The 19248-nt window shown below is 33.8% G+C and carries 15 protein-coding genes; 6 read left to right on the top strand and 9 right to left on the bottom strand.

What is annotated here, in order from left to right:
• Positions 1-13: 13 nt before the first annotated feature.
• From JHL15_RS09345 to JHL15_RS09330, 4 genes are all read right to left on the bottom strand, one after another.
• On the bottom strand, positions 14-1225 hold the full coding sequence (locus JHL15_RS09345; RefSeq protein WP_200245276.1) for a hypothetical protein: 1212 nt from the start codon (positions 1223-1225) through the stop codon (positions 14-16).
• A 6-nt stretch (positions 1226-1231) separates the two neighbouring features.
• Positions 1232-2590 carry an oxygen-independent coproporphyrinogen III oxidase gene (hemN, locus tag JHL15_RS09340; RefSeq protein WP_200245275.1) on the bottom strand — a complete coding sequence of 453 codons (1359 nt, stop codon included), beginning with the start codon at positions 2588-2590 and terminating at the stop codon, positions 1232-1234.
• 290 nt (positions 2591-2880) lie between these two features.
• A complete protein-coding gene (locus tag JHL15_RS09335; RefSeq protein WP_200245274.1) occupies positions 2881-3891 on the bottom strand; it encodes a WD40/YVTN/BNR-like repeat-containing protein in 1011 nt (336 codons plus the stop codon).
• A gap of 39 nt (positions 3892-3930) precedes the next feature.
• Positions 3931-5448 carry an amino acid permease gene (locus JHL15_RS09330; RefSeq protein ID WP_200245273.1) on the bottom strand — a complete coding sequence of 506 codons (1518 nt, stop codon included), beginning with the start codon at positions 5446-5448 and terminating at the stop codon, positions 3931-3933.
• A gap of 167 nt (positions 5449-5615) precedes the next feature.
• On the opposite strand from JHL15_RS09330, the gene pnuC reads away from it, so the two are divergent.
• From pnuC to JHL15_RS09305, 5 genes are all read left to right on the top strand, one after another.
• Complete coding sequence (pnuC, locus tag JHL15_RS09325; RefSeq protein ID WP_200245437.1) at positions 5616-6293, top strand: nicotinamide riboside transporter PnuC; 678 nt, start codon at positions 5616-5618, stop codon at positions 6291-6293.
• A complete protein-coding gene (locus JHL15_RS09320) occupies positions 6290-6931 on the top strand; it encodes a hypothetical protein (protein ID WP_200245272.1) in 642 nt (213 codons plus the stop codon). Before pnuC ends, JHL15_RS09320 begins: the two co-directional genes overlap by 4 nt.
• Positions 6932-7022: 91 nt before the next feature.
• Positions 7023-7790: a diaminopimelate epimerase gene (gene dapF, locus JHL15_RS09315; protein ID WP_200245271.1), complete on the top strand. Its 768-nt coding sequence runs from the start codon at positions 7023-7025 to the stop codon at positions 7788-7790.
• Positions 7791-7821: 31 nt separating this feature from the next.
• Entirely contained in the window at positions 7822-8847 is a 1026-nt protein-coding gene (gene mltG, locus JHL15_RS09310) for an endolytic transglycosylase MltG (protein ID WP_200245270.1), read from the top strand.
• Between the two features lie 169 nt (positions 8848-9016).
• On the top strand, positions 9017-11521 hold the full coding sequence (locus JHL15_RS09305) for a TonB-dependent receptor (protein WP_200245268.1): 2505 nt from the start codon (positions 9017-9019) through the stop codon (positions 11519-11521).
• Positions 11522-11559: 38 nt separating this feature from the next.
• Here the strand turns inward: JHL15_RS09305 and JHL15_RS09300 are convergent, their stop codons facing one another.
• The 4 genes from JHL15_RS09300 to JHL15_RS09285 form a co-directional block, all read right to left on the bottom strand.
• Positions 11560-12000: an adenylyltransferase/cytidyltransferase family protein gene (locus tag JHL15_RS09300; protein WP_200245266.1), complete on the bottom strand. Its 441-nt coding sequence runs from the start codon at positions 11998-12000 to the stop codon at positions 11560-11562.
• Between the two features lie 76 nt (positions 12001-12076).
• Entirely contained in the window at positions 12077-13102 is a 1026-nt protein-coding gene (gene galE, locus JHL15_RS09295; RefSeq protein WP_200245265.1) for a UDP-glucose 4-epimerase GalE, read from the bottom strand.
• Between the two features lie 21 nt (positions 13103-13123).
• Complete coding sequence (locus JHL15_RS09290) at positions 13124-13540, bottom strand: hypothetical protein (protein WP_200245264.1); 417 nt, start codon at positions 13538-13540, stop codon at positions 13124-13126.
• 3 nt (positions 13541-13543) lie between these two features.
• Positions 13544-14668, bottom strand: coding sequence for a DegT/DnrJ/EryC1/StrS family aminotransferase (locus tag JHL15_RS09285; protein WP_200245263.1), 1125 nt, complete (start codon positions 14666-14668; stop codon positions 13544-13546).
• An 86-nt stretch (positions 14669-14754) separates the two neighbouring features.
• On the opposite strand from JHL15_RS09285, the gene JHL15_RS09280 reads away from it, so the two are divergent.
• A complete protein-coding gene (locus JHL15_RS09280) occupies positions 14755-16359 on the top strand; it encodes a S8/S53 family peptidase (RefSeq protein WP_200245262.1) in 1605 nt (534 codons plus the stop codon).
• A 217-nt stretch (positions 16360-16576) separates the two neighbouring features.
• On the opposite strand, the gene JHL15_RS09275 is transcribed toward JHL15_RS09280, so the two are convergent.
• A complete protein-coding gene (locus JHL15_RS09275; protein ID WP_200245261.1) occupies positions 16577-19111 on the bottom strand; it encodes a phosphoenolpyruvate carboxylase in 2535 nt (844 codons plus the stop codon).
• Positions 19112-19248 lie beyond the last annotated feature (137 nt).

Raw genomic sequence — 19248 nt, 5'->3', positions numbered from 1 at the left:
ACAATTAAGAGCCTCAATATCCTTTTATTGGGGCTTTTTTAAAATAATAAATTCCTAAAATTATAAGAGGTATTAGAATCATTACTCTTTGTATTGTCGAAAAACGTTCAACCTCATTATCCATTAAATAGCTTGGGACCAGTGATATTAATAAAAATGAAACTATAGCAAAACTTACCTCTATCATTGACATTTTATTATCGGTCGTGGATTTTGCTTTTACTTTAGAATTTAAAATCCAAAAACCTAAGAATAGAATTATGAATGGAAATGACCATATTCTATAGTTATCATAGGCTATTGCGTGGAGACACAAAGGAATTAGAATAATGACAGCAAGAAGCAATAAGAGACATCTGTTTACCCTTTCAAATTGTTTATAAACCAGATACATCATAAAAAGAATGGGAATTCCAAAGAATACAGAGCATTTGGAAGCAAAAATTCTTTGAAAAAAACGCGGACTCTCTTCATTAAAATATACTGTAAATTTTATAGTATAAGCAGATGCAACAGACTTAGCTACATTTCTATCAATAAATTTTAGATGATCCAGATAATTAAATATTTGGTTGTAATTATTTCTTCCCAAAACTTCCTGATATATAGATACCCCACAAGTAATAGCTAAGGGCAATACCAAGAACATGATCATCTTTTTTATCAACCCTGAGCTTAGGATATTTTTAGGTGAGAGCTTAGTCTGATCAATTTCATTAACAACCAATGCAAAACAGCAAATAGGAAGCATTAAGAAAAATGAAACTTCATGGATTAAAATACTAATTGAAACTAACAGAGATGATAGTATAATCATTCTTTTTCTAAGGAGCCAAATAACTAAAATAGTTAGTAAAAAAATAAGATGATCAAGATAACCAATAAGATGTGCTGAAAATATAATGTATTGGGATAGGAAAAACAGTAAATATAACAAAACTGTATAGATATTTCCTCTATTCCTAAGGGTCTCCCGATAAGCAATACTTATCAATAATCCATATAATGTAAGTAATATAACAGAAGACAGAAAAAGTATGCTCTGCTCATTCCGTTCAAAAAAGAAACCGAAAAAAGCTCCTGCAAGTCCTCTTTTAATAAAACCTAATCTATAATCCATCATCCAATGGGCCTCAGACCAGCCATTGGGAAACCGAATCGTTTTTAAGACACTAAAAACCAGTGCATATAAATAGAGAATAATGAAAAGAAGCTTCTTATTCATCTATTATTATATGGTCATCGAGAAAATTCTGGTTTCAGGTTTATTCCGCATCATTCTAAGATCAAACACCATGGCTACATTTCTTGTAAAAGCCCTTCCCTTCTCTGTAATCTTTATCTGATTATCATGTATTTCAACCAATTCATCTCTTTCCATCTCTTTCAGCATCTCTAAAGCATTTTCCAATTCCGGGAAAGAATTCTGAACATCCCAGGTGGTTTCAAGCTGACACATTAAATTCAGAATATGTCTTCTCACAATCAAATCCTCAGTATCTAAAATATGTCCTTTTACGACAGGAATTTGTCCTTCTTCAACAATCTTTTGATATTCTTCGACTGTTTTTACATTTTGAGCGAAAGCATACCACGAATCTGAAATCGAAGACATTCCAAGCCCTACCATCAATTGGGTTTTGCTTGAAGTGTATCCCATAAAATTTCGATGTAATTTCTTTTGAATTAAAGACTGATACAAGTCGTCATGCTCTAATGAAAAATGATCCATTCCAACTTCAATATATCCTAATTCCTCCAACAGACTTTTACCATCTTCATACAATCTTCTTTTTTCCTCGCCACTCGGTAGGTCATTTTCATCAAAACCTCTTTGCCCTACTCCTTTCACCCATGGAACATGAGCATAAGAATAGAAAGCAAGTCTATCAGGTTTTAATTCCAATGTTTTACGAATTGTATATTCCATTGCATCCCAGTGTTGGTGTGGAAGACCAAAGACCAAATCATGACTTATTCCGCTATAACCAATTTCTCTGGCCAGCTCTGTTACTTCTTTTACTTTTTCGAAAGGCTGAATTCTATTGATTGCTTTCTGAACTTTAGGATCGTAATCCTGTACTCCGAAACTCACTCTTCTAAAGCCAAGATCATACAATGTCTGAAGATGCTCTCTTGTGGTATTATTAGGATGCCCTTCAAAAGAAAATTCAGGATGCTCAGCTACTTCTACTGTTGCAAATATACCTTCCAATAAAGCTTTTAGATTCTTAGGAGAAAAAAAAGTGGGTGTTCCACCTCCCAGGTGAAGCTCCTTTAATTTAGGCTTCTCATCAAAAAGCGCAAGATACAATTGCCATTCTTTTAAAACACTCTCCAAATAAGGTGTTTCTACACTATGCTGTTTTGTAATACGCTTATGGCATGCACAAAAAGTACATAAAGCCTCACAAAAAGGCAAATGGATATAAATAGAAATTCCTTCTGCCGAATTACTTTCATGGAAAGATCTTATCACACTCTCCTTCCATTTTTCGGGAGAAAAGGTACTTTCATCCCAATATGGAACAGTTGGATAAGATGTATAGCGAGGTCCCGGAATATTATATTTATCAATTAAAGAATTCATTTAAAAATTTTAAATTTTTATAGATCGAATAAAATCCTATAAAGAATTTCATTCTGCAAAATTAACTATAACTTATGAATTTTAAATCATGAATTATATTAGGGTTTATTTTCGAAATTTATAATGAATCTAAATACGTCCATCAAAGGTTTTCCAGACCGTAAAAATATAACTCATGAAAACCTAAAACTTTCATAGTACAACCATCTTCATTTCAAAATCTCCCCAAAGGTAAATCGAAGAAGAGAATAAATAATATTAATGCTACAGATATCCTCTATACTGAAAATTTAAAATTTTAATTTTGCTAATGCAATTTTATCTTTTCCTGCGAAAATAACAGAATCACGATCAACCCATTCGCAAACATAAAGATTTTTTTCATCGGAAATTTTCTTCCATGTTTTTCCAAAATCTGCAGAGTAGCTAATATGCTGATCACCTACCGCTATCATCTCTTTCCCATTTGACCCTGGTCTTATCTTCACACATGTCATGTATCCCGCATTAGCACCAGACGCCTGAATTTGCCAGGTCTTTCCACCATTCTTGGTAATAGCAATATTATTGATATTATCAGCCTGCTTAGTGTAATCTCCTCCTACTGCTACACCAAAACGGTCGTCATAGAAATCTATAGAATACATTCCTTGCGAGGCCTCTCCCTGAGTAAAAGGAGTATTAAAAATTTCAATTTTTCCAGTCTTAAAATCCATTCTTATCACTCTAGAAGCTTTCCCTCCGGTAGCAATCCATAAATATTTTTTAGTAGAAGCAATATTGGTATTACTGGCAGCAAATGCAGCTTCTCCTTTATTTAAGATAACTTCATTTTTAAATAAACCCCATTTACCATTTTTTAAAACTGCTAATTTTAGATTGTCATTGGTATCAGAATCACTAAAACTATAAGCCAAATCATCATTTACAAAATGCAAGGCATCATAAAACGCAGTTTTCACCGTATCTTTAAAAACAATATTGGACTTTAGATCCTTTTTATCGATTTCAAAAAAGTAAGCAGGACTCAGCACATTAATGGCATAGAAATAATTCTTATTCTGTGCCAGGGTTCTGAATTCTAATTTTCCTTCTGATAATTGAATCTGTTTCTGGTTTTTAAAATCTTTCAGATCAACAAACCCAAATTTGGAATCCGTACCGGCATACCAAACTTTATGATCCCAAATCTGAACCGCTCTAATACTTATTTTATCATTAAAAATAGTTTCCAGACTTATCTGTTGGGAAAATGATAGTAGTCCAACAAAAGCAAATAATAATGAGAGTATTTTTTTCATAGTATGCAAAAATAAAAACCCGCCGAAGCGGGTTATACATTAATTATTATTTTGATATTTTTCAGGATTGTTTAATTTACTATTTGTTCTTCCATAAAAGAAATAAACCAAACCTCCAAAGAATAACCAAATAGCAGAAAGCTCTAACGCATGTGTGCTTAGGTTCAGAATCAAATAAAGATTTATAAGAACTCCTAAACCAACAATTATTTTATAAGCCGGCACTTTGAATGGTCTGATAATATTCGGTTCTTTTTTTCTCATGATCCAAACTGCAATACAAACCAACGTAAACGCAAACAAAGTTCCAAAACTTGTCATATCAGCCAACGTAGAAATAGGAGTAAGCGCAGCAATAAATGCAACTACTATTCCTAGTAAAATTATACCCTTATACGGTGTTTTTGTTTTCGGATGAAGGTCACCAAAAAATCTAGGAATCAACCCATCTTTTGCCATTCCTATAAAAATTCTTGATTGTCCCATCATCATTACCATAACTACAGAAATTAATCCTACAGTAGCTGCAATTGTTACAACGTTACTCGCCCAGTGTTTTCCAGCAATTTCAAAAGCATAGGCTACAGGAGCTTTAATTGCATCTGGATACTTCCCTTCCGGGTTGAAATCCGAATAATGTATCATCCCTGTTAAAACAAGAGATACACATATGTATAATGCTGTACACACTAATAATGAAGTAATAATAGCAAAAGGTACATCCTTTTTAGGATTAATAGCTTCTCCAGCCTGAGTAGATACAGCATCAAAGCCAATATAAGCAAAAAATATAGCTGCAGCCCCTGAAATGATCCCTTTTAGACCATATGCAGAAACCATTTGTCCTTCCGGATTTTTAATCACTGTCTGATCTGGGATAAAAGGTTTCCAGTTCTTAACACCGTCAGCAGCATTGTAAAGTTCAGGACTTGAGAAAATGATATAAGCACCTGCTATAATTACAAAAATAACAGCAGAAGTTTTCATTACAACAATCAAATTATTTGCACTGGCAGCTTCTTTTGTTCCCTTTACCAACAATGCAGTAATCAATAAAACAAGAATAAATGCAGGCAAGTTCATAGAGAACCCTTCTCCTGCATAACTTGCAGGATCAGATGTCAAATATGATGGTAAATGAATTCCGAAAATTTTCAAAAATTTGGTAAAATATCCTGACCAACTTACCGAAACTGCCATACTCGCCATGGCATATTCCAAGATAAGACACCACCCCATTGCCCAAGCAAAAATTTCACCTACAGTTCCATATGCATAAGCATATGCAGAACCTTCAACAGGAATAATGGAAGCAAATTCCGCGTAACATAATGCAGCAAAAATACAAGCAACACCAGCTACTATAAAAGAAATTGCGAGTGCAGGACCTGCATGAAAATAAGCACCGGTTCCAGTAAGAACGAAGATTCCACCTCCAATAATAGCACCAACTCCTATTGCCGTCAAGCTCCATTTACCAAGAACTTTTTTCAACTCGCTTTTTTTAATATCAGCTTCATAAGCGCTCATTGGTTTTTTAACCCAAATTTTTGACATATTTTATTGTTTATTTAAGATTTACGAAAGTATAAAAAATTTACAAATACTCATCATTATTGATAAACTTTCATTATTAAATTTATATTTAAGAAGATAAAAAACTGATTAACATACTATTCAACTCATTTTTCATGCATATTGAATTTTTGCTTATTTTTGAACACATGAATCTATATGACCTTTTTGTAAAACCGTATGAAGACTATACTGCTTTGCAAATTATGCTGGAAACGACAGGTACTTTTTTTGGCATTCTCAGCGTCTATTTCTCCATTAAAAAAAACATTTGGGTATACCCAACAGGAATTATTTCTACATTAATTTATGTTTACATACTTTTCAACTTCGGATTACTGGGTGATTGTATGATTAATATATATTATACAGCCATGAGTATTTATGGCTGGATCTTATGGGCTAAAAATTCTGAAGACAATATCCACGTAGAAGTGTCTTGGGCTACAAAAAAAGAATGGATATTTGCCTCCCTCCTTTTTATTATAAGCTTACTATTGGTTACCGTTATTTATTACTACAAACCTTATATAGATAACCATTTTTCAATGACAGGTACCAATCTTGGATTATATCATCTGGATTGGGCCAATTGGTTGGATGTTTTCACAACATCTATATTTTTAGTTGGCATGTGGTTTATGGCCAAACAGCGCATTGAGAACTGGGTTTTCTGGATTATTGGAGATTTTATTTGTATGCCTATGATGATTTTTAAGGGTCTTGGAATCACTTCGGTTCAATATTTGGTATTTACTATTATGGCGATCATGGGATACGTCAATTGGAAAAAAAGTTTTAAAGAAAAAAAGAGAATAAAGTCATGAAAAATTTATTAACAATAGCGTTTAGTATTTTCACTTTAATGAGCTTAACATCCTGTTTAGCTTATGCTGATGGATACGCTAATAACGGTTATGGAGACCCATATTATAACAATGGTTATTATTATGCACCATCAGGATATTATGGAAGTGGTGGATACTATGGTAATGATGGATATTATTATAGAAATGATGTCAATTATTATTATGACAACGGTGCTCCTTATTATTACTATGGAAACAATAACAACAGAAGAAGAGTATATGTAGAAAGAAGAGGCTCAACAATTGTTTCTCAGAGACCAACCAATGGTCTTCAAAATACACGTACTGATAACAGTAACTATAACAATAGTAATTATAATAACAACAACGGATATAATAACAGAGGTAATAGTAACAGCGGTTTCAGGAATTCAAACTCAAATAATCAGAGCAATCAGGGAAGTGGTTACAGAAATGTTCCACAGCAAAATACCGAGAGACCTCAAAACAACAGTGGGTTTAGAAACAATAGCTCCTCAAACACTAATAGTAATGTAAATACCAATAGTGGTAGTGGGTTTAGAAGCAATAGCCAAAACAATTCGCCACAACAAGATAACTCTAATCGATCAGGCGGAAGCGGATTCAGAAGATAATCATTCTAAATAACAAAAACGAGCAGATAACACTGCTCGTTTTTTATTTTAATATACTAATTTTGCTTGTTTATTTTTTAGAAAAAAAGGTATGGAATTTTATAAATATCAAGGCACTGGGAACGATTTTGTAATGGTAGATAATAGAGATTTACAGTTTCCAAAAAACAAAGCAATTATAGAAAAGCTTTGTGACAGACGGTTCGGAATTGGTGCAGATGGTCTCATCCTGCTGGAAAATGATGAAAAATATGACTTCAAGATGGTATATTATAATTCCGATGGAGGAGAAAGTACTATGTGTGGAAACGGCGGCAGATGTCTGGTTGCTTTTGCTTTTTTCCTTGATATTTTTGAAGACAAATGTAAATTTATTGCCATAGACGGGGAACATGATGCTGAAATAAACAATGGAATCATCAAATTAAAAATGATCGATGTGAAAAACATTTCCAATGATGGAAAAGACACTGTGATGGATACCGGATCACCACACTACGTAAAGTATGTTGAAGACCTGGTAACGTATAATGTTTTTGCAGAAGGAAATGGCATCAGAAATTCAGAAAATTATAAAGAAAAAGGAATCAATGTCAATTTTGTTGAAAAAATTACTGATGATGAAATTTTCGTAAGAACCTATGAACGAGGCGTTGAAGATGAAACCTTCAGCTGCGGAACAGGAGTTACAGCATCCGCTTTAACTTTTCTTCAAAAGAACAATCTAATCTCTGTAAAAGTTAAAACTTTAGGTGGAAATTTAAAAGTTTACGCCGAAAAAGACGGAAATTCTTTCCATAATATCTGGTTGGAAGGTCCGGCAAAGCAAGTTTTTAGAGGTAAGGTCGACTTAGTTTAAAAACATAAAACTTTTAATCAATTATTTAATAATGAAAAAAACTATTCTCATTATCGTTCTACTTGTTGTGGTAGCTGCAGGATTTTTTGGGTTAAGATTTTATAATACATATTACGGAAATAACGTAGAAAAAGAAGGTTATGTTTTAATTCCTCATGGGGCCAGTTTTAAACAGGTTTTGGATTCTATTGCTCCCTATTTACAAAACAAGGAGTCTTTTGAAACTGTAGCTAAAAGTAAAGGATTAGCTGAAAACCTTAAACCAGGGCGCTATCACATTCAAAATGGAGCTGGAAATACCAATATGGTGAATATGATTAAGGCAGGGAATCAAACTGAGAATACATTTAGAATAGGAGATTTTGGGGATGTGTATCAAATGATTGGTAAAGTAACCAAGAAAACCGAACTAGACTCATTGCGATTTGTAAAGGATCTAAATGCAATTGCTACAGAAAAAGGATATAGTAATGCCGAGGATTTAAAAAAATACTTTTTTATTGATTCATATAATTTCTTCTGGACGGTAAGTCCAAAAGATTTTTTCACAAGGTTTAATGATCAATACAATGCGTTCTGGACCAATGAAAGAAAAAATAAAGAGCAACAATCAGGATTGACAAGAGATCAGATCTATGCTTTAGCCTCAATTGTATATAAAGAATCCGGAGGAAAAAAAGATGAAATGAAAACCATTGCAGGATTATATTTAAACAGATATAGAAAGGGAATGAAATTACAATCTGATCCTACAGTAATTTATGCGATAAATAAGCAAACCAATTTTAAAGAACCCATAAAAAGAGTTTTATATAAACATCTTTCGACTCCATCACCTTATAACACATATGCTAATGCGGGTATTCCTCCTGGTCCAATATGTGTGGTTGATAAGAATTCTGTAGATGCAGTACTTAATGCGGAAAACAATAACTATATATTCATGTGTGCTGATCCTGCAAGGTTTGGTTACCATAAATTTACGGCTAGTGCTGAAGAGCATGCTATTAATGCAAAAGCGTATCAGGACTGGCTTAATTCAAAAAATATAAAATAAAAAACAAGTTTAACTTTATTTTAACAATTTCATAATTAACATTTAGTCTCCAAAAGCGACATATCCATTACAAACAATAAATTAATTGTAGTATTTTGAAATTAAGCAAATTAATAATTTCTCAATATTATGAGTTATACTTTCACGATTTTACACAAACAAATACCTTATGAACAAGACGGAAATCATTAACATTTTCACAAAAAAAACCTTAGGGCTTACTTTTGTACTTTCGGCGGCAGCTTTTGCTTTTGGCCAGGAGAAGGTAGGTATTTCCGGGACGGTTGTAAGCAAAAGCAATCAGCCCGTTCCTTATGCTTCAGTTACTTTTAGCAATAAACAAAATAAATTATTAAGCGATGCTGCTCTTACTGATGAAAAAGGACAGTATAAACTTGACCTTGCTCCGGGGAATTACGACATCACCGTTGAAGCAATTGATTATAAAAAAAGTATAATCAACAAGCAAATCGCAACCGCAGGCAACATCGGGGCTTTATCTATTGATCCTGAAAAAAGCGCTACTAATCTTAAAACCGGAGATATACAGGGAGTTACGATTACGGTGCAGGCTAAACCTTATAAAGTAGAATTAGATAAAAGAACTTATGACCCTTCCCAAGACATTGTCAGTAAAGGAGGAAATCTTCAGGATGTATTATCAAATGTACCTTCTGTTTCTGTAGAAACTGATGGTACCGTTTCTATGAGAGGAAGCTCGAATGTAAAATTCTTAATTAATGGTAAACCCTCTGCGTTATTAGGTATTGATGATGGTGCAAATGCTTTACAAAGTATTCCAGCTGATCAGATTGATAGAATTGAAGTGATTACAAACCCATCCTCAAAGTTTGAAGCTAGTGGGACAGCAGGTATCCTTAATATTATTTTGAAGAAAAATAAAAAAATGGGATTCAATGGTAGTGTTATAGGAAATCTGGGATATCTTCCCCAAACCTCACTTAATACAAATTTAAGCTGGAGAAAGGGAAAGTTTAATTGGTTTTTAAATGGTGGCGGTGGATACCGTGAATCTAAAAACACTAACCGAAACAATTCATTCTTTAGTAGTGGAACTACCAATCAAATTGATAATGAATCCATTACAAAAAGTAAAAATGATAACTATAATGCTTCTGCAGGAGTAATATATGATATCACCGATAAGACTTCAATTAATGCTTCTGGTACAGTAAGAACTTTTGATAATCAAAGCAATGGTAATGTTACATACAATGATTATTTCTCCAATAATACAACAGGTTTCAGACAAAGGTTGAATACAGGAAATGGTAATAATTTAGCTTTTCAAGGAGATTTTGGGTTAGATCATAAATTCGATGATAAAGGTCAAAATTTATCATTATCAGCAAGCTTACAAAGAAACCGATCTAATAATGATACGGATATATCAGATACTAATAATGGAATTTTTCAATTACAAGATTTAGTAACACAGAAGACTCTTAACAAATCGTTCATAGGAAAAGCAGATTATGAACTACCTATTGGAGAAAACTCTAAAATTGAAGCGGGTTATAGAATAGATGTTAACAGAAATAACTACAATAATATGGTTATAGAAAGTACAGCATCTCATCCTCTTTCTTCATATCTGGAAGATTATTCTTACAATGCCACTTATAAAGAAATGTTCAACGCATTTTATCTTCAGTTCAAAAGCAAGGTCGGGAAACTTGGATACCAGTTGGGATTAAGAGATGAGATCTCTAAAGTGGATATTGACTATCTAAATCTTGCTGGTGGTGCTCAAAAAACAACAAAGAATTATAACAATCTTTTTCCAAGCGTTTTCTTAAGTTATGAAATTGCCAAGGACAACCAATTTTTAATTAACTATTCGAGAAGGATTGACCGTCCCCGTTCTTTCTTTATGATACCAAATCCTAGTTATAATGATAACCAGAATATTTTTGATGGGAATATTGACTTGAATCCATCTTATGTAGATTCTTATGAATTTGGATATAGTATTTCGAAAAAGAATTTCACGATTAACCCTACACTATATTATAGACATTCTAGCGATGATGTAAAAATGCTGGTTTATAAAACAGTGGATGCTAATGATATCACAACCTTCCACACCAAGCCTATCAATCTTGGAAATGATGATCGTTATGGTTTAGATTTAAATTTTAACTGGGATGCTACAAAATGGTTAAAATTCATGGGTAATGTAGATTTATTTGGATATAAAACGACAGGTACTTTCTTTGATGCTAAAACAATGGATAAGCCTATGTCTTTTGATGGAAGTGGATTTTCTACAAGAGCCAGACTTACTTCTACATTCAAAGTGGATAAAACTTTCAATTTCCAGCTTCAAGGTTTCTACAGAGGAGCACAGAAAACTCAGAGTCAGGATAGAAAAGATATGTATGCTGTAAGTTTTGGAGCTTCTAAGACGATCTGGAATGGTAATGGAACTATTGGTTTCAACATTCAGGATATCTTCAATACGAGAGCAATGAGAGCTACGACCTATGGTACTGACTTCACCAGAGATTCTTATATGCAATGGCAACCAAGACAGTTTGCTCTGTCTTTAACATACAGATTCAAACAAGGTGAGAAGATAGACCAGCCTAAAAAGAAAAAAGACATTAACTCCAATGCGGCTGGAGACGACCAGCAAGGCGGACCAATGTAAAATAAAAAAATCCCGATCAAGGTTGATCGGGATTTTTTTTATTTTACAGCTAATTTACTTTTTTCAGCTTCAAAAATTCTTTTTCTTAAGTCGCTCGAGGAAAATCGGTGATCCCTTTTATTATAAAAGATCTCTATTCCTTTTTCTTCACAGTATTTCTTTCCAGTAAAATCTTTGTCCATGTAATCATCTCCAATTATTCTTACATCGATTACAAAAGATTTTAAAATATCTTCTAAATCCTCTTCCGTATAATAAGGAATAATTTCATCTACCGCATTTACAGCTTTTAACTGAATATATCGCTCAACAATAGTTTGAGTAGGTTTATTTTTGGTAGGACGATCATGGGAAGGATCAATCTGCAAACCAACGATCAGATAGTCGCAAACTGTCTTTGCTTCTTCTAACATTTTTATGTGACCTGCATGGAGTAAGTCAAATGAAGAGAATGTAATCCCTATTCTTTCTGTTTTCATATTAGTCTATTTAGAACTTCGCTAAGATAGAAATCTTTTATACAATTCCTTTCATAGAGAAATAATTTGTTATTATTTAATTAGAATTTCTTGAGTTCAAATACTTCTGCCATTCCCAGACTGTTTTCAATGCTTCTTGCAAACTGGTTTCTGACTTCCAGTTCAACTCCTTTTCAGCTTTGTCAACATTAGCATATGCTATTGTAATATCTCCTTCTCTCCTATCACAAATCTGGTAAGCAACCTTTACATCATTCGCTATTTCAAAAGCATTTACTACATCCAATACAGATGAACCTTTTCCTGTTCCCAGATTATAAATATCAATGACTGTTTTTTCTTCGTTATCTGCCATTAATTTCTTTAAAGCAGCAACATGTGCCTTCGCAAGGTCTACCACATAAATATAATCACGAATAGGTGTTCCATCTTCAGTATCGTAATCGTTCCCCCAGATACTTAATTTCTCACGAATTCCAGCTGCAGTCTGCATGACATAAGGAACCAGATTATTAGGAACTCCAATTGGTAATTCTCCTAATTTCGCTGATGGATGTGCTCCAATAGGATTAAAATATCTCAATAAAGAAACTTTTCTTTTATACGCATTGGCAAAATCTTTAAGAATTTCTTCTCCCATCTGTTTGGTTTTGCCATATACACTCTCAGGCATCTTCAATGGAGTGTTTTCATCAATTGGCATTACATCTGCCTGACCATAAACCGTACATGAAGAACTGAAAATAAAATTAGAAATCTCTCTTCTCTTAAATTCCTGAAGAATATTGATCAGAGAAAATAAATTATTTTCATAATAATCAACTGGCATAATCTGACTTTCTCCCACTGCCTTTGAAGCTGCAAAATTAATGCATCCATCAATCTGGTGAGCATCAAAAACCTGAGTCAAAAGCTCCTTTCTCTTTAAATCAAAAGGATAGAATACAGGTTTCTTTCCTGCAATTTCTTCTATATTATTTAAAATAAACCGTTCTGAATTGGATAAATCATCCACAATAACAACATCAAAATTGTTATTCAGAAGTTCTACAACTGTATGCGAACCAATATATCCAAGACCTCCCGTTACGAGTATTGCCATTTATGTTTTATGTTTTGATTTTTATTCTTCTTGTTCTCCAATATTTTCTATTTCATTGTAATCTGGCTTTTTCTGAACTTTGTATTTATTTACAACTATAATAGTAACTATTAAAATAATAAGAAATTTAAAATATGAATAACTCATCATCTCATAAAATCCCTTGTTTAAAATTATTAATAAAACATAATAACCAATAAAAACAGTAGATACTACTAAACCCAGATTTAAAAATAAAATAGCTTTGTCATATTTTTCAACCAAATTAACAAATGCAAAAGAATTAACCACAATGGAAAAACCAGTAATTAATAATTTAAAAAAGCTGAAATCATTAAATAATGAAAAGATAGAAAATGCAGATATAAGAAAGAGTATTAGGCTAACAGTTATAGCTAAATAATAAACTGCCTTATACTTAAATATTCTTCTTTTCATTCATTACCCCATAAACTCCAACACAGCATCCGTAATATATTTCAACTGTTCTTCATCCAATTCTGTATGCATTGGAAGAGAAATAACCTGATCCAATAATTTATCTGTATTTACAAAATCAGCATCATTACTTTCCTGGAAGTATGCTTTTTGTTTTCTCAATGCTACCGGATAATAAATCATTGCAGGAATTTCTTTTTCTGTAAGGAATTTTTGCAATTCATTACGCTTCCCATTGAGTATTCTTAAGGTATACTGATGAAATACATGGGTTGTATTATCTGCTCTTTTTGGTGTTAATATATTTGGGTTTCCAGCAAAAGCCTCATCATAGTAATCAGCAGCCTTTCTTCTCGCTTCATTGTAAGAATCAAGATTAGGAAGTTTTTTTCTTAAAATAGCAGCCTGAATACTATCTAAACGTGAGTTCACCCCTACCTCATCATGGTAATATCTTTCGTACATTCCATGATTAACGATACCTCTTAAACGGTGAGCAAGTTCATCATTGTTGGTAAAAATAGCTCCACCATCTCCATAACATCCTAAGTTTTTAGATGGAAAGAAAGAAGTAGTTCCCACGGTAGACATAGTTCCAGCCTGTTTTACAGTGCCATCCGAAAAAGTATAATCTGAACCGATTGCCTGAGCATTGTCTTCAATAACAAATAAATTATTCTCCTCAGCTATTTTTAAGATTTCCTCCATATTAGCACATTGTCCGAATATATGTACAGGGATAATTGCTTTTGTTCTTGGAGTAATCGCTTTTCTAATTTCTTCTGTTGATATTGTGAATGTATCGTAATCTACGTCTACTAAAACTGATTTAAGCTTCAATAAATGGATAACTTCTACAGTAGCTGCAAAAGTAAAATCGGCAGTGATTACCTCATCCCCTTCTTTAAGGTCTAAAGCCATCAAAGCAATTTGCAAAGCATCCGTCCCGTTTGCACATGGGATAACGTGCTTTACCTCTAAATAAGATTCCAATTCATTCTGGAAGGACTTTACTTCTGGGCCATTAATAAAGGCCGCTGAATCCATTACATTTAACACTGCATTATCTACATCATTCTTTATTTTGTAATACTGACTTTGCAAGTCAACCATCTGAATTTTTTTCATAAATAAATATTTCCGTAAAAATAAGGAATTTAAAATCCATTCAAAAATTTTATTGATTTTGTTTTACCTTTATACAAAATAACTCCATGAAAAAAACTCTACTCTTTTGTCTCTTAATTGGTTATTCCCTCAATTTCGCACAAACAACGCTTGTTTTTGTTTTTTTTAACGACAAACCTAATAAAGCTGCATTCTATGCAAATCCCCTGTCTGAGCTTAGTCAGAAATCATTGAATAGAAGAACGTCCCTTGGAGTTGCTTTAAACGATCAGGATGCTCCCATTGAACAGTCATATATTCAAAACATCCAGAATCTTGGTTTTACAGTTATTGATTATTCAAAGTGGTTGAATGGTGTTGCAGTGAATGCCACTCCAGCGCAAATTACTACACTCCAATCTCAACCCTACGTACAATCTGTAGAAAGCTTTGCAAGAAACGCTTCCACAGGAACCAAGCAGATACATTTGAATAAATGGAGCGATCTTAACAATACAAATAAAAACTTAACCACTTTTGATTATGGTGTCGGCTCTGAACAGATTGATCAGATCAATCTCCGTCCACTTCATCTGGCAGGTTTTACAGGAACCGGAGTCTCAATTGCTGTAATAGACACAGGGTTTCCAACCGTGAATACAGGTTCTGCTTTTTCCAGATTATGGGCCAATAATAAAATTAAAGCAGGTTACGATTTTGTCACGAAGACCAATGACATTTATAATCCATCACTCAACGTTCATGGTTCTGTGGTTTTAGGAGCTATCGGAGGTTATATTCAGGATACATTTGTAGGTGCTGCACCCGATGCCGATTTTTATCTTTACCGCAGTGAAAACTCCCTTGTAGAAATTCCGGAGGAAGAACTCTATTGGATCGAAGCCGCCGAAGAGGCTGACAGGAAAGGCGTAGATCTCATCACAACTTCGTTGGGATATACCACATTTGATGATCCACGTTATAATTATGAGTATTCGGACATGAACGGAAGTACTTCTTTTATTGCAAGAGCTGCTGGAATTGCTACAACTAAAGGGATTTTTGTTTTAATTGCCGCAGGAAATTCTGGCCAGCAACCCTGGCATTATATCAATACTCCCGCAGATAATGCTCAAGTCTTTACAATTGGGTCTGTAGATTCAGTGGGAAATTCTTCTGGTTTCTCCTCTTATGGACCGAACGCATTGGGCACAGTAAAACCAGATGGTAGTACGAGAGGTTCAGCTGCTGCTACCGTTTTCAATAATGCAATAACTTCTGCTACCGGAACTTCTATTGCAACACCTATTGCCGCAGGTGGAGTTGCCTGCCTAATACAAGCTTTTTCCAATATGAATAGAGATCTAATGAAAAACAGATTACGACAAACGGCATCCTTATATCCTGGTCATACCGATCAAATGGGTTATGGAATTCTTAATTTTGGAAGCTTTTACAATGGAACTTTAAGCACATCGGAAACCGTAAAAAAGCAGAAAGTTGCTATATTTCCCAATCCGGCTAAGAGCATTTTAAACGTAGCTTCAGAAACAGATGTTTTATCATTGGAGATCTATGATAATCTTGGAAGGCTGATTATGAAAAATGCTCAACAAAGATCAATTAAGGTTGAAGATTTCCCGAAAGGAACTTATTACCTAAAGATCCAAACGAAGGATAAAATGTATTATGAGAAATTTATAAAAGAATAAACAACAGGCCACTCAAATTGAGCGGCCTGTTGTTATAATGGTTGAGTAATTAATTACTATTGTTTTGAGATTCTTCGCTTCGCTCTGAAATCGAAGATTAGACGGAGTCAATGACAATACCCTAGTTGACTGTTAATATCAATCTTAAAATTTTAAAATCTCAACTAAATTGAAGTTAGTCTCTTCAATGTCATTTCGAACATCGTGAGAAATCCCATTAAGCCGAATTTCTACTCGCATTAATATTTCCAAACAGCGATCTGGTTACCAGCTTTTCATAAGCTTCTTTGTTTCCTTCACCTTTCTGGATCTTCATTAAAGCATATTGCTGAATACTCAATAATGGCAAGACGATCTTTTCACGAATTTTTACTGATTTTCTGGATAACGGATCTTCTTCCTGAAGCATTGTGAACCCGGTTAACTCAAGCATGATATCTTTTGAAAGTGTATACTCTTCAAACAATACATTCCAGAATGCTCCAAATTTTGGATTATTTTTGATATAATATGTAAGTGGGAAATAAGACTTGTTCATACTCATCATGGAGTTTAAAACTAAAGTTTTAAAGAAGTCTGAACCTTTATACAATTCTCTTACTTCTTCAAACCTACCTTGTTTCTTCATCTCTTCCATTGCAAAGCCAAAACCGAAGAACCCAGGCACGTTTTGTTTCAGCTGAGACCATGAACCTACAAAAGGAATAGCCCTTAGGTCTTCAAACTTTAATTCATTCCCATTTCCACGTTTTGACGGGCGGCTGCCAATATTTGTTTTACCATAATATTCCAACGTACTCATCTCCTGAAGGTAAGGAACGAACATTGGATGCGCCTTCAGATCCGAATATTTTTCATAGCTAATCTCAGCTAGTTCTGTAATCAGCTTTCTTTCCTTTTCCGTCAGATCTTTTTTAGAGTTTTTGAATACATCATTCTCAACTCCGGCAGTCAATAACTGTTCAAAGTTATATTTCGCCTGCTCTTTATTACCAAAAATACTGGTTATAGTCTGTCCTTGAATCGTTAATTCAATCTTATTGTTAGCAATAGTATTTCCTTGAGAAGCATAGAAATCATGGGTTTTACCTCCTCCTCTCGCTGGCGGACCTCCTCTACCGTCAAAGAAAACAACTTTAATCCCACTTTCTTCAGAAAGTTTGGTGAGAACTTCTTTAGCCTTATAGATTTCCCAATTGGCTTTTAAATACCCCCCATCTTTTGTTCCATCAGAGAAACCTAGCATAATGGTTTGTTGGTTACCCCTTTTTTCAAGATGTTTCTTATAAACAGGATTTTCATAAAGCTCCTTCATTACATTTTCAGCATTATCAAGCCCTTCCATAGTCTCAAACAGGGGAACAATATCCATATTGATATCTTCTTCATTATAACCACAGACTTTGAAAAATGCATACACATTCATCACATCTTTCACTGCATCAGAGTTAGAGATGATATAACGGTTCATCCCTCTTAACCCGTTCAATTGTTGAATTTCAGTAACCTCTGAAACAGTAAGTAAGGTATCTTTCACAATCCCTTCAAAATCATCAGCATTTACTTTATCTGTAATTTGAATGAGTGTATTAAATTTTTCGTTGTGATCAGCTTCAACTTTCCCATATACTTTAGCAAAAACCTCATCAATGACCTGCTGATGAATTCTGCTGTCCTGGCGAATGTCCAGTGTTGCAAAATGAGTCCCGAAAATCTTAACACGATCTTTGAAATTCACCAGAAGCTCTAAAAACAATGAATTATGCTCCTTTACAAGAATTTGTTCGGCTTCATCAGCTCTTTTTAAAATATCTTCAGTGGTAATCTTGCGATTATTGAAAATGGCAGCATATAATTCATCATTGAGTTGTTGCAGTACTTCTGACACCCCTCTGAAACTTAAACGCCTTCTGATATACTTCAAATGGCTATAATAAGATTTTAGAATAGCAGAACGAAGTTCTTCAGCGACTCTTTTGGTAACATCAGCCGTTACAAAAGGATTTCCATCTCTGTCACCTCCTGGCCAGAAACCTAGTTGAATGATATCTTCATGCAAATGAAAGTGTCCATTTCCAAAAGTTTTCCTGATCTTGGTAAACAACTCACCAATCGTATCATAATACACATATCGTAAATAAGAAATAATACTCAACGCCTCATCAATGGGTGTTGGTTTCTCTTTATTTACAAATGGGGTTTTCCCCAACTGTTGCAATAACATATCTATATTGGTGACAGAATCTGTAGTAATCGCTGACCTTAGGTCCTGAATGATCCTTTGAACAGAACTTGGATAGAATTGCGTAGGATGAGCTGTAAAAACAACCTTAACTGTAAAATCTCTTAATTTTTCACGAACCTTTTCAAGTTTATGATCTTGCTGAGAACGTTCAAAAAGATTGGTTACCGTCCCATTATCACTTTCGGAATGAAGATTAGGAAAAGCAGCATCCTCAATACTATCGAATAAAACCACCTGCCTTTCGATATACTGTATTATTTTAAAGAGCAATTCCAGCTTTTGTTCTTCGGTATTTAAATCGGTGTGGCTTTTAAAAAACTCCTCTACAATTTCTTCGGGGGTCTTTCCGGCTTCGTAACCATTTTTACTTTCTTCATATAAAAACGGGAGCAACATCCCGATATTAGTCATTTTATCATACGGCAAACTCATAAATAAAGAGTTGTAGATCTGAAACTTATTTTCTACAATTTGCCTGAATTTTTCTGCGCGTTGGTCATGTATCATATAACAAATTTAGGAGATTTTGTTTTTAATTGGTATCTATTTTAATTAAAAAAATATAAAATTAAAGGAAGAATTATTTTATTGCATATCCCCTATTTCAGATATACAAAATTTTAATCTGATTTAAAAAAACCCTT

The organism is Chryseobacterium paridis, from assembly GCF_016595215.1.
GTDB classification, from domain to species: domain Bacteria; phylum Bacteroidota; class Bacteroidia; order Flavobacteriales; family Weeksellaceae; genus Chryseobacterium; species Chryseobacterium paridis.
The sequence above is the reverse complement of the archived record's forward strand: the minus strand, read 5'-3'. Positions and strand labels throughout refer to the sequence as shown.

Bases quoted from the DNA above. Each gene is read 5' to 3' on its own strand.
- JHL15_RS09305 (WP_200245268.1), top strand. From the start codon at position 9,017: ATGAACAAGACGGAAATCATTAACATTTTCACAAAAAAAACCTTAGGG.
- JHL15_RS09290 (WP_200245264.1), bottom strand. From the start codon at position 13,540: ATGAAAAGAAGAATATTTAAGTATAAGGCAGTTTATTATTTAGCTATA.
- JHL15_RS09335 (WP_200245274.1), bottom strand. From the start codon at position 3,891: ATGAAAAAAATACTCTCATTATTATTTGCTTTTGTTGGACTACTATCA.
- JHL15_RS09345 (WP_200245276.1), bottom strand. From the start codon at position 1,225: ATGAATAAGAAGCTTCTTTTCATTATTCTCTATTTATATGCACTGGTT.
- JHL15_RS09320 (WP_200245272.1), top strand. From the start codon at position 6,290: ATGAAAAATTTATTAACAATAGCGTTTAGTATTTTCACTTTAATGAGC.
- galE (WP_200245265.1), bottom strand. From the start codon at position 13,102: ATGGCAATACTCGTAACGGGAGGTCTTGGATATATTGGTTCGCATACA.
- hemN (WP_200245275.1), bottom strand. From the start codon at position 2,590: ATGAATTCTTTAATTGATAAATATAATATTCCGGGACCTCGCTATACA.
- dapF (WP_200245271.1), top strand. From the start codon at position 7,023: ATGGAATTTTATAAATATCAAGGCACTGGGAACGATTTTGTAATGGTA.
- JHL15_RS09285 (WP_200245263.1), bottom strand. From the start codon at position 14,668: ATGAAAAAAATTCAGATGGTTGACTTGCAAAGTCAGTATTACAAAATA.
- mltG (WP_200245270.1), top strand. From the start codon at position 7,822: ATGAAAAAAACTATTCTCATTATCGTTCTACTTGTTGTGGTAGCTGCA.
- JHL15_RS09275 (WP_200245261.1), bottom strand. From the start codon at position 19,111: ATGATACATGACCAACGCGCAGAAAAATTCAGGCAAATTGTAGAAAAT.
- JHL15_RS09300 (WP_200245266.1), bottom strand. From the start codon at position 12,000: ATGAAAACAGAAAGAATAGGGATTACATTCTCTTCATTTGACTTACTC.
- JHL15_RS09280 (WP_200245262.1), top strand. From the start codon at position 14,755: ATGAAAAAAACTCTACTCTTTTGTCTCTTAATTGGTTATTCCCTCAAT.
- JHL15_RS09330 (WP_200245273.1), bottom strand. From the start codon at position 5,448: ATGTCAAAAATTTGGGTTAAAAAACCAATGAGCGCTTATGAAGCTGAT.
- pnuC (WP_200245437.1), top strand. From the start codon at position 5,616: ATGAATCTATATGACCTTTTTGTAAAACCGTATGAAGACTATACTGCT.